General features: G+C 62.0%; 15 protein-coding genes. 6 read left to right on the top strand and 9 right to left on the bottom strand.

The annotated features are described in order from the left end of the window. Positions 1-7: 7 nt before the first annotated feature. Together FDT80_RS10485 and FDT80_RS10490 are read right to left on the bottom strand one after the other, a co-directional pair. Positions 8-457, bottom strand: coding sequence for a pyridoxamine 5'-phosphate oxidase family protein (locus FDT80_RS10485; protein WP_138662228.1), 450 nt, complete (start codon positions 455-457; stop codon positions 8-10). Beyond that, positions 454-969: a hydrolase gene (locus FDT80_RS10490; RefSeq protein ID WP_138662229.1), complete on the bottom strand. Its 516-nt coding sequence runs from the start codon at positions 967-969 to the stop codon at positions 454-456. The genes FDT80_RS10485 and FDT80_RS10490 overlap by 4 nt, the downstream gene beginning before the upstream one ends. A 123-nt stretch (positions 970-1,092) precedes the next feature. Between FDT80_RS10490 and mtgA the strand changes: the two genes are divergently transcribed. The 4 genes from mtgA to FDT80_RS10510 all read left to right on the top strand — a co-directional run bounded on the left by mtgA (position 1,093) and on the right by FDT80_RS10510 (position 5,735). After that, positions 1,093-1,836: a monofunctional biosynthetic peptidoglycan transglycosylase gene (mtgA, locus tag FDT80_RS10495; protein WP_138662230.1), complete on the top strand. Its 744-nt coding sequence runs from the start codon at positions 1,093-1,095 to the stop codon at positions 1,834-1,836. Between the two features lie 58 nt (positions 1,837-1,894). Continuing rightward, positions 1,895-2,560, top strand: a complete 666-nt coding sequence (fzlA, locus tag FDT80_RS10500; protein ID WP_138662231.1) for an FtsZ-binding protein FzlA — start codon at positions 1,895-1,897, stop codon at positions 2,558-2,560. A gap of 65 nt (positions 2,561-2,625) precedes the next feature. Next, the gene (queG, locus tag FDT80_RS10505; protein WP_138662232.1) at positions 2,626-3,663 is read left to right on the top strand and encodes a tRNA epoxyqueuosine(34) reductase QueG; all 1,038 of its coding nucleotides are present in this window, start codon (positions 2,626-2,628) and stop codon (positions 3,661-3,663) included. 65 nt (positions 3,664-3,728) lie between these two features. Next, positions 3,729-5,735 carry a hydantoinase/oxoprolinase N-terminal domain-containing protein gene (locus tag FDT80_RS10510; protein WP_138662233.1) on the top strand — a complete coding sequence of 669 codons (2,007 nt, stop codon included), beginning with the start codon at positions 3,729-3,731 and terminating at the stop codon, positions 5,733-5,735. A gap of 30 nt (positions 5,736-5,765) precedes the next feature. Here FDT80_RS10510 and msrA read toward each other — a convergent pair whose 3' ends face one another. Together msrA and msrB are read right to left on the bottom strand one after the other, a co-directional pair. After that, positions 5,766-6,278, bottom strand: a complete 513-nt coding sequence (msrA, locus tag FDT80_RS10515; RefSeq protein WP_138662234.1) for a peptide-methionine (S)-S-oxide reductase MsrA — start codon at positions 6,276-6,278, stop codon at positions 5,766-5,768. Continuing rightward, positions 6,275-6,724: a peptide-methionine (R)-S-oxide reductase MsrB gene (gene msrB, locus FDT80_RS10520; protein WP_138662235.1), complete on the bottom strand. Its 450-nt coding sequence runs from the start codon at positions 6,722-6,724 to the stop codon at positions 6,275-6,277. The genes msrA and msrB overlap by 4 nt, the downstream gene beginning before the upstream one ends. Before the next feature lie 139 nt (positions 6,725-6,863). Between msrB and FDT80_RS10525 the strand changes: the two genes are divergently transcribed. Beyond that, on the top strand, positions 6,864-7,388 hold the full coding sequence (locus FDT80_RS10525) for a glutathione peroxidase (RefSeq protein ID WP_138662236.1): 525 nt from the start codon (positions 6,864-6,866) through the stop codon (positions 7,386-7,388). 3 nt (positions 7,389-7,391) lie between these two features. Here FDT80_RS10525 and FDT80_RS10530 read toward each other — a convergent pair whose 3' ends face one another. The 5 genes from FDT80_RS10530 to ade all read right to left on the bottom strand — a co-directional run bounded on the left by FDT80_RS10530 (position 7,392) and on the right by ade (position 13,240). After that, positions 7,392-8,375 carry a GlxA family transcriptional regulator gene (locus FDT80_RS10530; RefSeq protein ID WP_138662237.1) on the bottom strand — a complete coding sequence of 328 codons (984 nt, stop codon included), beginning with the start codon at positions 8,373-8,375 and terminating at the stop codon, positions 7,392-7,394. A 95-nt stretch (positions 8,376-8,470) separates the two neighbouring features. After that, the gene (locus FDT80_RS10535) at positions 8,471-9,358 is read right to left on the bottom strand and encodes a DMT family transporter (RefSeq protein WP_138662238.1); all 888 of its coding nucleotides are present in this window, start codon (positions 9,356-9,358) and stop codon (positions 8,471-8,473) included. A gap of 198 nt (positions 9,359-9,556) precedes the next feature. Beyond that, positions 9,557-9,847 (bottom strand): HU family DNA-binding protein, encoded by a 291-nt coding sequence (locus FDT80_RS10540; protein WP_170311844.1) that lies wholly within the window; start codon positions 9,845-9,847, stop codon positions 9,557-9,559. 130 nt (positions 9,848-9,977) lie between these two features. After that, the gene (locus FDT80_RS10545; RefSeq protein WP_138662239.1) at positions 9,978-11,441 is read right to left on the bottom strand and encodes an AMP nucleosidase; all 1,464 of its coding nucleotides are present in this window, start codon (positions 11,439-11,441) and stop codon (positions 9,978-9,980) included. Next, the gene (gene ade / locus FDT80_RS10550) at positions 11,438-13,240 is read right to left on the bottom strand and encodes an adenine deaminase (protein ID WP_138662240.1); all 1,803 of its coding nucleotides are present in this window, start codon (positions 13,238-13,240) and stop codon (positions 11,438-11,440) included. The genes FDT80_RS10545 and ade overlap by 4 nt, the downstream gene beginning before the upstream one ends. 58 nt (positions 13,241-13,298) lie before the next feature. Here ade and FDT80_RS10555 point away from each other — a divergent pair, with 58 nt between their 5' ends. After that, complete coding sequence (locus FDT80_RS10555; protein WP_138662241.1) at positions 13,299-13,730, top strand: VOC family protein; 432 nt, start codon at positions 13,299-13,301, stop codon at positions 13,728-13,730. Positions 13,731-13,747: the final 17 nt, after the last annotated feature.

Below are 13,747 nucleotides of genomic sequence, written 5' to 3' on the forward strand. Positions count from 1 at the left end.
CAGTCTGTCAGACCTTGGCGGTTTCCGTGTGTCCAAAGCCTTGGGTGTAATCCAGAACCGAAAAGACCACCGGATCGACACGGAAAATCGAAAGCGGTGTGTCGGAGAAGCCTTCGTAGTTTTGGATCTGCGGAAATTTCTTCATCATCAAGGCGCCGATCCTGTCGAATTCATCCTTGTCGGTGACGCGATGCGCATGACCGCCCAGCGACAGGCCGACAATGTCTTCCCAGGTGGAATAGGGTCGGTTGATCGTTGCCGAAACCTTGTTGTCCCTATCGATATTCCGCGCTTTTTGGGCATCGTCGGTGGTCCCAAAATAGATCGTCGTGCCGTCATTGACGTAGCTGACCGTCGTCGCCTGCGGAAAGCCGTCGGGCCGCTGTGTCGCGATTGTCATGTCGTCGGTCTTGTCGATGATGTCGATGATCTTTTCTTTCAGACTGCTGTCCATCATGCGTCCTCCACTTCTGCAACGCCGATCACGTAGTTCTTGCCGTAGGTTTTGGCGCACCTGGGGCAGGTCGTATAAAAGAACCAGACCTGTCCGGGCGTTTTGCCCGTCTTTTCGACAGCCTTTTGCATTTCGGATTGCCACACGCGGGCCTTGCGATACGCTCCTTCGAACACGCGGGTGATGAAATCGCCCGACAGCGTTGTCATTTCCTCGCCCGCGACCGGCTTGGAGACGGAAAACAAATGCTCGCTGTTCCAGGCGGATGTATCGCGGCTCAGTACGATGAAATCGTCCGGGTCATAGGCGTCCTGGTCCTCGATATGCGTGTTGACGCGGGAAAACACCCTGCCCATATCGATCGGGATGTGCATCGCGCTGTGAGTGACGGCACGCAGAAAACGCTTGTCCTCGAAATGAAGGTGCTGATTGTCCCAGCAGTGCGGCTTGAACCGGGGACAACACCCCGTGAGGTTATCGGTGTCGTCATAGGCAGGAAGCGCGTTGGTTTGCATCGTCGATCCCCTGGCTGTCGCAGTCCGACCATAGCGGCGGTGACATGCCACACCCTTGAGCGATCTCAAACGCGTCGGCCTTTTTGGATTGGAACGTCGCGGCCCGGCCCCTATAGCTGAGCCATGAGCAAAGCCGGCAAAGCGCGCAAGACCAAACCCAAGGCAAAGGCCAAGCCCGCGCCCGAAAGGCGGCTGCGTCCGCTCCGCTGGGTGATGCGCTGGGCGCTGCGGGCTGTGTCGGCGGTGTTCTTGATTGCGGTGCTGGCCGTGGTCTTGGGGGCGCTGATCAATCCGCCGACAACAGCCTACATGCTGGCCGAAAAGCGCCGCTTGGGCGCGGTGGCCCAGACATGGGTGCCGCTGGACAATGTCGCCCCGATCATGGCGCGTGCGGTTGTCGCGGCAGAAGATGCAAATTTCTGCAACCACTGGGGCTTTGATCTTCCCGCGATAAAAAAGGCGATCGAAGAGGGCGGGACTCGTGGCGCTTCGACCCTAAGTCAGCAAACAGTGAAGAATGTGTACCTGTGGCATGGGCGCACCTATACCCGCAAGGCGATGGAGGCGTTGCTGACCCCGATCGTCGAGGCGATCTGGTCGAAACGACGCATCATAGAGGTGTATCTGAACGTGGCTGAGTTCGATGAGGGCGTGTTCGGCGTGAGTGCGGCGGCGCAGCATTATTTCGGGGTGCGGGCGGATCAACTGAGCGATGTGCAGGCCGCACGCCTGGCCGCGATCCTTCCGTCGCCGCAAAAACGGTCCGCCGGCGATCCGTCATCTTATGTGCGCAAGCGCGCGCGGCAGATACTTGAAGGGGCGGCAACAATCGGCGCGGACGGACGAGCGGACTGTTTCCAGAGTTGAATTGGCTTCGGCTTACAGGCATTGAAGGGCGACACCCCAAGAATAGCGGATACCCCCGATGGCGCGCCTGTTTCATGTTCCCTTGTCCCCATTTTGCCGCAAGGTCCGTCTGAGCCTTGCGGAGAAAAAGATCGAGGTGGAACTGGTCGAGGAGCGTTATTGGGAGGCGGACCCCGATTTCCTGCGGCGCAACCCGGCGGGCAAGGTGCCGGTGCTGCGGCTGGACGGGATCGTGATGTCGGAAAGCGCGCCGATCTGCGAATACATCGAAGAAACCCGCCCCGACCCCGTGTTGTTGCCAAGCGATCCAGCAGCCCGGCTTGAGGTGCGCCGCCTGGTCAACTGGTTCGATGACAAGTTCCACAACGAGGTGACGTCAAAACTGCTGTATGAGCGGGTCAACAAGAAGGTCATGGGTCAAGGATTTCCCGACAGTCGCAATGTCAAGGACGGCGCCAAGGCAATCAAGTATCACCTCGATTACATGGCATGGTTGCTGGATCACCGTCGCTGGCTGGCTGGCGATGCGATGACGCTCGCGGATTTCGCGGCCGCTGCGCATCTGTCATCGCTGGATTACATTTCTGACGTCGATTGGAATCGCTCGGATGTCGTCAAGGATTGGTATGCAAAAATCAAATCCCGGCCGGCCTTCCGATCAATTCTCGCCGATCAGGTGCCGGGCTTTCCGCCGCCGCGCCACTACAATGACCTCGATTTCTAAACTCTCTGTCAGACCGACGGCCCTGTGCCATCCGACCCGCAAGAGTTTCGTCGGCAGGGTGCCGCATGGATGACGATCTGAAAACCCGACTGGTCGATGCGGCCCGCGACATGGGCTTTGTCGCATGCCGTGTGTGCCGCCCGGATGCAGTGCCACAGGTGCCGAACCGGCTGGCGGCGTTTGTCGAGGCGGGGCACCATGGCCAGATGGGGTGGATGGCGGAGCGCATGCATTGGCGCGGCGACCCCGCGGCGCTTTGGCCGCAAGCGCGGTCGGTGATCATGCTGGCTGAAAGCTACGCGCCCGAACATGACCCGCTGGAGATTCTCGAGCATCCCGAGGCGGGCGCCATTTCGGTTTACGCCCAGGGGCGCGATTACCACGATGTGGTCAAGAAACGGCTCAAGCGGCTGGCGCGTTGGCTTATCGCGCAGGCCCCCTGCGAAGTGAAGGTCTTTGTCGATACGGCACCCGTGCCGGAAAAGGCGTTGGGCCAGGCCGCCGGGCTGGGCTGGCAAGGCAAGCACACCAACCTGCTGAGCCGTGAATGGGGCAATTGGGCCTTTTTAGGGTCTGTTTTCACCACGCTCGACCTGGCCCCGGACCCCGCGGAGGTCGACCATTGCGGGTCCTGCCGGTCGTGTCTGGATATCTGCCCCACCGATGCGTTTCCCGCGCCCTACCGATTGGATGCACGGCGGTGCATTTCGTACTTGACGATCGAACACACAGGGCCGGTCGACGAAGACTTGCGCGGGCGTATGGGCAACCGGATTTACGGCTGTGACGATTGCCTGGCGATATGCCCCTGGAACAAATTCGCCGTTGCTGCGCGGGACATGCGTTTGACCGCGAAGACAGAGTTGATGGCGCCGCAGTTGTCCACCCTGGCGCGGTTGGACGATGCGGGATTTCGCGCGATGTTTTCCGGCTCCCCCATCAAGAGGATCGGACGAGACCGTTTCGTCCGCAATGTGCTCTATGCGATCGGCAATTCCGGGCGCGCATCTTTGCGGCCCGTCGCGCAATCGCTGACCGAGGATGCAGACCCGGCGGTTGCGGACGCCGCGCGCTGGGCGGCCCGGAGAGTGCCGCCGGTATGACGCAAATTGGCTGGATCGCGCCGTGAATTTCGATAGACCGATATTCGAAAGCAATGGAGTGGCCGATGAGTTTGCTGTTGGGCGTGGATACGGGCGGGACCTATACCGATGCGGTGTTGATCCGCGACGAAACCCAGGTGATCGCTTCGGCCAAGGCGCTGACGACCCGGCATGATCTGGCCATCGGTGTCGGTGGTGCTGTGCGCGAGGTGCTTGCGCGGTCCGGTGTGACGCCGGGCGATATCGCGATGGCCTCGCTCTCCACCACGCTGGCCACCAATGCGCTGGTCGAGGGGCAGGGCGGCCGCGTGGCTCTGATCTATATCGGCTTCAAGGAACGCGATCTGGCCGCGCATGGCTTGGGCGAGGCGATGAAGGGCGACCCTTATATCGTCTGCGCGGGCGGCCATGATCATGCGGGCGGCGAAGCGATGGCCTTGGATGAATTGTCCCTGCTCCGCTTTTTAGAGGCACATAAGGACGCGGTGAGCGGCTTTGCCGTGGCCAGCCAGTTTGCGACCCGCAACCCCGCGCACGAGTTGCGCGCCGCTGCTTTGGTGGCCGAGATCACCGGACGCCCCGTGTCATCGTCGCACCAGTTGTCGGCCAAGCTGAACGGGCCGAAGCGGGCAATGACGGCGGTGTTGAACGCCCGGCTGATCGGCATGATCGATGGCCTGATCGGGCGCGCGGAGCAGACGTTGACCGGCCTTGGCATCACGGCGCCGCTTATGGTTGTCCGGGGGGACGGTGCGTTGATTTCCAGCGCGCAGGCCCGTGCACGACCGATCGAGACAATTCTAAGCGGGCCTGCAGCATCCATCGTCGGAGCCCGTTGGATGACCGGTGCGGATTTCGCGATGGTCAGCGATATTGGCGGGACGACCACGGATGTGGCGCTGTTGCGCGATGGTCGGCCAACCATCGATCCGGCCGGGGCGCGTGTCGGGCCATATCGCACGATGGTCGAGGCGGTTGCGATGCGCACGACTGGCCTTGGTGGTGACAGCGAGGTGCATTTCATCAGCGAAGGGTTGCAGGGTGGGGTCACGCTGGGGCCGCGCCGTTTGCTGCCTGTATCCCTGGTCGCGCGGGATGCGCCCGACGTGGTATACGGCGCGTTGGATGCACAATTGCGCGGCACCACGCCTGGGGAATACGACGGCCGGTTCGTGCGCGCGGTGCAGGCGCAGACCCGCGAAGGGATCGGACCCCGAGAGGAAACCCTGCTGGAGCGGATCGGATCGCAGGTGCATCCGCTGGGCGACATTCTGCGCAGCCGGATCGAACAGGGGGCGCTGAAGCGACTGGTCGAGCGCGGATTGGTGCAAATCGCCGGCGTTACGCCGTCGGACGCCAGCCATGTTCTGGGCATGGTGGACGCATGGGACAGGTCGGCGGCGGAAAAGGCGCTGACGCTCTTCGGCCGCAGACGCACAGGCGCCGGAAACGCCCTGGCGACGGATCCTCGTGTCGTGGCCAGAACCATCGTTGACCAATTGACGCATCAAACGGCTTTGGCCTTGTTAGAGACCGCTTTCGAGGAAGAGGACCTGCCCTTCGGTCTGCCGGCGGAGCAGCTGGCGCGACATGTCCTGATGCAACGTGGATTGGGCGGACACGCGGGAATCCTGCGCATCGATACCGGGTTGAACGTGCCGGTGATCGGTCTGGGCGCGTCCGCGGCGAGCTATTATCCGGCGGTGGGGGCATTGTTGCGGACGGACATGATCTTGCCGGAGCACGCGGGCGTCGCCAACGCGATCGGCGCGGTGGTGGGGCAGGTGACGATGCGGCGCAGCGGCACGGTGACCTCGCCCAGCGAAGGGAAATATCGCGTGCATCTTGATGCGGGCCCCGAGGATTTCGGCGATCAGCACAGCGCCTTGCAAAGATTGGAGACAGCCTTGCGGGACGCAGCCCAGACCGAGGCCGTCGCCGCAGGAGCCGCGGATATTCAACTGACGGTCCTTCGCGACATCAAGACCGTTGGCGTCGAAGCGCGAGAGGTCTTTGTCGAGGCGCAAGTGACAGTCGAGGCATCGGGACGGCCGCGGGTCGCGGTGGGGTAGGGACGCGCGTCGCGCGCGCGCCCCGGACTGCTATTCCGCTGCGTCGCGTTTTGGCAACACCCAGTCGGCTCGCGGGAAATGGCAGGTATAGCCGTTGGGGATGCGCTCAAGATAGTCCTGATGCTCTGGCTCCGCCTCCCAGAAGTCACCGACCGGCTCGACCTCGGTCACGACCTTGCCGGGCCAGAGCCCCGAAGCCTCGACATCGGCAATCGTGTCCAGTGCGACGGCCTTCTGATCTTGGTCCACGTAATAGATCGCCGAACGATAGCTGAGCCCGCGATCGTTGCCCTGCCGGTTCAAGGTCGTCGGGTCATGGATCTGAAAGAACAGTTCCAGCAATTCACGGTAGCTCAGGACTTCGGGGTCGTAGATGACCTCGATGCCTTCGGCGTGGGTGCCGTGGTTGCGATAAGTCGCGTTGGGCACATCACCGCCAGTATATCCGACCCGCGTTGAAATCACGCCTTTGCGTTTGCGGATCAGATCCTGCATGCCCCAGAAACAACCGCCTGCAAGTACGGCACGGTGGTGAGTGCTCATGCTACGTCCTCCACTTGATCAATGTAATCGCCATAGCCTTCGGCCTCCATGTCGTCGCGATGGACAAAGCGCAGCGAGGCCGAGTTGATGCAATAGCGCAAACCGCCCCGGTCGCGTGGTCCGTCGGGAAAGACGTGGCCGAGGTGGCTGTCGCCGTGGGTCGAGCGGACTTCGGTACGGATCATGCCAAGCGAGGCATCGCGCAACTCGCTGACATGGGCGGGTTCGATCGGCTTGGTAAAGCTGGGCCAGCCGCAGCCGGATTCATACTTGTCGGCACTGGCAAACAACGGTTCACCCGATACGATATCGACGTAAATCCCCGGCTCCTTGTTGTTAAGAAGCTTGCCGGTGCCGGGTCGCTCTGTCCCGCTTTGCTGGGTGACGCGGTATTCCTCGGGCGACAAGGCGGCGATGGCGTCCTCGGTTTTCTCGTATTTGGGCATGATATGCTCCTTTACCTGTTTGCCCTATTAAATGGTCTGTGGACCCCTGATGAAAAGGGGCTATTTCAGTCGATCACGAGGGCGTGCAGTGATCCGCCCGCGGCGTTACGACGTATTCGGCAGTGAATTGGGGGTCATCATGGCACGTATCTTTGCAGCGCTGGTTTCTGTTTTGGCGGCAACCGCGGCTTGGGCCGGGATGCCTGGGTTCATGTTTTCGTCAATCGACGGTGGCACGCTCAACACGGGCGACTGGGCGGGGCGGCCGGTTCTGGTGGTCAATACCGCGTCGCAATGCGCGTTCACGCGTCAATATGCCGATCTGCAAGCGCTGTATGATACCTACCGGGACCGTGGTCTGGTGGTGCTGGCCGTTCCGTCAGATGATTTCCGGCAGGAACTGGACAGCGCGGAAGAGGTAAAGGCGTTTTGCGAACTGACCTTTGGCCTAGATCTGCCGATGACGGACATCACGCGGATCACGGGATCGTCGGCGCATCCGTTTTACCGACAGGTGGCCACCGACACAGGGTTTGCACCGCGCTGGAATTTCAACAAGGTGCTGATCGGGCCTGACGGGTCCGTCGTTGCGACATGGGGGTCGTCCGCCAATCCGATGTCGCGCGACATCCGGACCAAGATAGAGACGGTCTTGCCGCGCTAGAGCCTAGGTGCCGTCGCGCCAAAGCAGCTTGTTGCCGGTCGATTCATGGCCTGGGCTGATGCCATAGGTCGCGCGGTAGCTTTTCGAGAAGTGCGAGAGTGACTTGAAGCCGCATGCCACGCAGATGTCCGTCACCGACAGTTCCGTCTGCCGCAACAGGTTGCGCGCCTTTTCAAGCCGCAGATGCAGGTAGTGCCGCTTGGGCGAAACGCCGACGTATTTGGCGAACAGGCGTTCAAGCTGCCGGGTGGAGAGCCCGACCACACCGGAAATCTCGTCCGGTGTCAGGGGGTCTTCGATGTTGTTCTCCATGATCTGCATCGCCAGAACAAGCTTGGCATTGCGCACCTGCGTGCCGCGTTGAAGCGACATGCGCTGTGCGTGGCCCGGAACGCGCGGGTCGGTATAGACCATCTGATCCGCGACCCACGTGGCAAGGTCGATGCCGTAGTCTTCCTTGATCCGGTATAGCATCAGGTCCATCGACGCGGCGCCGCCCGCAGACGTGAAAACGCGGCCATCGACGGAAAAGATGCTGTCCTCCATGATCACGTCGGGCAGGACCTCGGCCAAGGCGGATTTGTACTCCCAGTGGGTGGTCACGCGCTTTTCCCGGATCAGCCCGGCACAGGCCAGAACGTAGGTGCCGCTGGACAGCGCACCGAAATCCATCCCTTTGCGCACCTCGCGACGCAGCCAGTTCAGGACCTTCTTGCTGCTGCCCTTGCCCACATTTTCACCGGCGCAGACGACGAGTGTTTCGTCGCGGGCAAGATCGACCAGCGTGTCGTCCACCATCATGGTCACGCCGTTATAGGCCGCAACCGGCGCGCCGCTTTCGCTCAGCAGGCGCCAGGCATAGAATTGCTGTCCCGAGGGGTGGCGGTTCGCCAGTGACAGGGCCTCGAGTGCGCAGGAAAAGCCCAGCTGCGAATAGCCGGGGATCAGCAGAAAAGCGTAGCGTTTGGGCGCATCCGGGGCCGACATCACAGGGGCCCCAGTTGCGGTATGCGGGTGTGTTGCATGATCCCACCTTTGTGTTCGTGGGATAGTCTAGCCTGTGCCGAGGTGGGTCTTGGTGGTCAAACGCGACGCAAAGCAGCGGTTTTGGACTGTCGGGAGATCTGAACCGCGAGAATGCCCAATGCAATGACGACGACGCCGAGGACGTCGCGGGGCTCCAACGCTTCGCCCAGGAACAGCGCTGCGATGGCGACACCGAAGAACGGGTTGAGAAAGTGAAAGGTCGCGGCACGGGTGGCGCCGACCCGGTTCACCAGCCAGAACCACACGAATGTGGCGGCAAGCCCGGGAACCAGTGTCGTGTAGACAAACGCGAGAGCCAGCGGCCAGGTCGGGTTCAGTCGCGGGGTTTCGAACAGCACCGTGGCAAGGCTGAGCGTGACGCAGCCAACCAGCATCTGCAGCCCCACGATCATCAGGAAATTGCCGCCAGATGTCGCGCCGCGCACCGAAAGGGTTGCAATCGTAAGCGCGACGACGCCGATACCGCAAAGCGCCACACCGTAAAGGTCGACGCCACCCTGCAACCGCGCACCCATGATCAACGCCACACCGACCAGGCCGGCGATCAGCCCGGCAATTCCCAGGGGCCGCAGCCGTTCGCGCAAAACCAGCCACGAGGCCAGCGCCACGAGAAGCGGCATCGTCGACGCGATGATCGCGGCAAGCGACGCCTGCACGGTTTGCATCGCCACGAAATTTAGCCCCAGGTAGACGGCGTTCTGAAGGATGCCAAAGACAATCGTCGCGCGCCACTGCGCGGGGGTAAGCCGCCAGCTTTGCCCCAGAAGGCGCGCGATACCGACGCCGAGCAACCCCGATATGAGATACCGAAGCGACAGCGCCAGCAGGGGAGAGGCATCGGCCACGATGATCCGGGCGGAAGTGAAGGCGGAGGACCACATGATCGCAAAGGCAAGCCCCATGAAAATTGCGCGCATGTCCATTTGGGGCCTCGTCCGGTTCGGGTTCACGAGACCCTTTCGCAATTTCCCGCCAAGGGCAAGCCATGGGTGGCGCGCGCGGATTTTTCGAAAAATCCGGTCCGGAAAATTCGAACTTTCCGGGCAGCGGGCGGGCAGGGGAGAGACAAAAAAAGGGCCGCTCAGCGAGCGACCCCTTTAAATCGGTGATGGTGGCCGGTGTTACCCGTTCACGCTGTCTTTCAATGCCTTCGCGATGGTCATCTTGACCACCTTGTCGGCGTCTTTCTTGAATTGCTCGCCGGTGGCAGGGTTACGCACCATGCGCTCGGGGCGCTCGCGGCAGTAGATCTTGCCGACGCCGGGCAGGGTCACGGCGCCGCCGCCCGACACTTCGCGGGTGATCAGGTTGCAGACCGCGTCCAGTGCGGCGCCTGCGGCTTTCTTGTCAGACCCCATTTCATCGGCCAGTGCGGCGACGAGTTGGGTTTTGGTCATTGGTTTGGTTGCCATCTTTTTTTCTCCTTCGTCCGCCCGATGTATAGGGCCTCACACGCGGAATGTAACGGAATGTTGTGTGCAAACACAACGAATAGTGGCCTGATTAATGCGCAAAACAGTGTTTTTTTGCGGTTTTTCCCCTTCAGAGGAAGGCCGTTTCGTCAAACGATCGCAATTTCCGGCTGTGGATACGCTCCAACGGCATGTTTCGCAACCGCTCCATCGCGTGAATTCCGATCATCAAATGCCGTGAAACCTGCGTTTTATAGAAGTCCGACGCCATTCCCGGCAGCTTCAACTCGCCATGCAGAGGTTTGTCGGAGACACACAAAAGCGTGCCATAGGGCACCCGAAAGCGATAGCCGTTGGCGGCGATCGTGGCGCTTTCCATATCGAGCGCGATTGCGCGGGACTGGCTGAGCCGCTGCACCGGGCCGGACTGGTCGCGCAATTCCCAGTTGCGGTTGTCGATGGTGGCCACGGTGCCGGTTCGCATGATCCGCTTGAGTTCATAGCCTTCCAGCGCGGTAACCTGCGCCACCGACTGCTCGAGCGCGATCTGGATTTCCGCCAGCGCCGGGATCGGCACCCAGACGGGCAGATCGTCATCCAGAACGTGGTCTTCGCGCAGATAGGCGTGCGCCAACACGAAATCGCCCAACGCCTGGCTGTTGCGCAGTCCGGCGCAGTGGCCGACCATCAGCCAGGCATGCGGGCGCAGAACCGCGATGTGGTCGGTCGCGGTCTTGGCGTTCGACGGACCTACGCCGATGTTGACCAGCGTGATCCCGGACCCGTCGGCGCGTTTGAGGTGATAGGTCGGCATCTGTGGTGTCTTGAGCGTGACCGGAAGCGGCGCATCACCGGCCGTGATCTCGGCGTTGTCGGTCGACACGAAGGAGGTGTATCCGCTGGCCGGTGTGTCGAGTTGCTGGCGCGCGTAGGCTTCGAATTCGGAGACGTAGAACTGGTAGTTCGTGAACAGCACGTGGTTCTGGAAATGGCTGGCATCGGTGGCGGTGTAATGCGCAAGGCGCGCCAGCGAATAATCGACCCGCTGCGCCGTAAAGGGCGCCAGAGGGCGCGCGTCGCCATTTGGGACATAGGTTCCGTTGACGATGTCGTCGTTGGTGGTGCTGAGGTCGGGCACGTCGAACACATCCCGCAGCGTGAAATCCGCCACACCTTCCTGTGGAACGGTGATGCTGGTGTCGTTGGCGACGGCGAAATGCACCGGAATGGGTGTGTCGGATGGTTCGACGACGACGGGCTGGCCGTGATTTTCGATCAGCAGGCCGATCTGCTGCTTGAGGTAGCTGCGGAAGAGATCGGGCCGGGTGATCGTGGCCGAAAACGTGCCGGGCGAAGACACATGCCCGAAGGACAGGCGGGTATCGACCTGAGCATAGGTTTCGGTCGTGAACCTAACCTGCGGATAAAAGGCCCGCACGCGCGCATGGGGCGCGCCGTTGTCCATGGCCGAAGCGAAATGCGCGCACAAAAAGCCGGTGGCTTGCGCATACAGCGCCTCAAGCCGTGCAACGGCGTCGCCGGCATCGTGGAATTCTGTTGCGCCGGGGCTGTCAGGGGTCAGGATTGTGTTCATGAAACAGGCTCTAACAAAGGGATGAATTGGAACGACCGGACATCGACAAGACCAAGGTCCGATATCCTCAGTTCCGGTATGACGACCAGCGCAAGCAACGAATGTTGCATATAGGCGTTGTTGAGCGTGCAACCGCAGTCGCGCATCGCCTGCATCATCGCATCGGCCTGTGCCGCGACATCGCGCGCCGGGCTGTCCGACATCAGCCCCGCAATGGGCAGCGGAACAAGCGCAAGTTCCACACCGTCCTTGAACACCGTGATCCCGCCGCCGACCTGCGCCAACCGGTTCGCGGCCAACGCCATCTGATCCGCATCGGTGCCCACGACGATCATGTGATGGCTGTCGTGCGCAACCGTCGATGCCATCGCCATCCGGCCCTGATACCCAAAGCCTGATACGAACGCATTGGTCACGCCGCCCGTCGCCCGGTGCCGTTCGACTAGCGCGATCTGGCACACCTCGCCGGTGGCCTGCACGCGGCCATCGGTCACCGGCAATTCAAACTGCATGGCCTTGGTCGGAGCCTGGTTTTCGACGACGCCGATCACGTTGGCGCGCACCGCGTTGGCGCCGTCGGGGGCGCGAACGGCGAAATCCGCTGCTGCAAGGGTCTTGCCAATGTGGACCGTATCGCGTGCGCTGCCGGGCCAGTCATAATGTGGGCAATCGACAAGGCACTGGCCGTTCCGGGCCACGATCTGTCCGCGCGCGATAACAGTCTCTACCACGAGCGTTTCAAGGTCAGGGGTGAGGATCACATCGGCCCGTCGCCCCGGTGCGAGCGATCCGATCTCGCGTTCAAGCCCGAAGTGAGTGGCGGTGTTGATCGTGGCCATCTGCAAGGCCACGAGCGGGTCGCATCCGCAGGCGATGGCGTGCCGGACGACGCGGTTCATATGGCCCTCGTTGACCAGCGTGCCGGAGTGGCAATCGTCGGTACAGAGGATGAAATTTCGCGGATCGAGGCCCTTTTCCGTGACGGCGGTAATCTGGCTTTCGACATCGTACCAGGCCGATCCCAGCCGCATCATCGACCGCATGCCCTGCCGGACGCGGGCGATGGCGTCGGCCTCGCAGGTGCCTTCGTGATCGTCGGCCGGGCCGCCCGCGACATAGCCGGCAAAGGCGGGCCCCAGATCGGGCGAGGCATAATGCCCGCCCACGGTCTTGCCCGCCTTTTGGGTCGCGGCGATTTCGGCCAGCATCTTGGGGTCCGCGTTGCTGACGCCCGGAAAATTCATCATTTCGCCAAGCCCGATGACGCCGGGCCATGACATCGCCTCTGCGACGTCCTCCGCGGTGATCTCGAATCCGGTCGTTTCCAGCCCCGGAGCGGATGGCGCACAAGATGGCATTTGCGTGAATATGTTGATGGGCTGCATCAACGCCTCGTCATGCATCATCCGCACACCGGCCAGACCCAGTACATTGGCGATCTCGTGGGGGTCGGTGAACATCGACGTGGTGCCGTGCGGGATCACCGCGCGGGCAAATTCCGCCGGGGTCAGCATGCCGCTTTCGATATGCATGTGCGCGTCGCAAAGCCCGGGGATCATGTAGCGCCCGGCAGCGTCGATCACGACCGTCGCGGGCCCGATGCAATGGCTGGCATCGGGAACGACGCAGGCAATGCGTCCGTGACGAATTGCGATGCTATGGGCCGGCAACGCTTCGCGCGTGTGCACGTTGACCCAGATGCCGTCCTTGATCACTGTGTCGGCGTGGCTGCGCCCGGTGGCCACGCCGATCAGGTCGGCGGCCACGTCCGGCCATGATGGAAAGGGTATTCGCGTCATGGCGCACGGTTGCATGCGCCACAGGCAGGATCAAGCGGTGGAACGCAAGGGAACGCAGATGGATTACGAAACAGTCAGCGCCGAAGAGTTCGGCGCCGGTTTGAGAGGCATCGGGTTGAATATCCTGGTGCGGGACGTGCGGCGAGAATGCGCGTTTCTGACGGCCGTCTTCGGCCTGTCGCCGCAGCGTGTCTCGGACGACTTTGCGATTGTGCGCTACGGCGATGCCGTGTTCCAGATCCATGCGGACCGTACCTACCATTCCAACCCGCTGCTTGGCCTGCTGCCCGAAACCCCGCCACGCGGCGCGGGTGTCGAGATCCGGCTGTACGACACCGATCCGGACGAGGCCGCCAGGCGGGCAGTACGGGCAGGAGAGACTGTTTTACAGGGACCAACCGATAAACCGCACGGCCTGCGCGAGGCGTATATCTTGTGCGAAAACGGCTATGCCTGGGTCGCCAGCCGCCCGTTGCAGCGTCGGGCGTGACCCCTTCGCTGCGACGG

The organism is Sulfitobacter sabulilitoris (assembly GCF_005887615.1).
Lineage (GTDB): Bacteria > Pseudomonadota > Alphaproteobacteria > Rhodobacterales > Rhodobacteraceae > Sulfitobacter_E > Sulfitobacter_E sabulilitoris.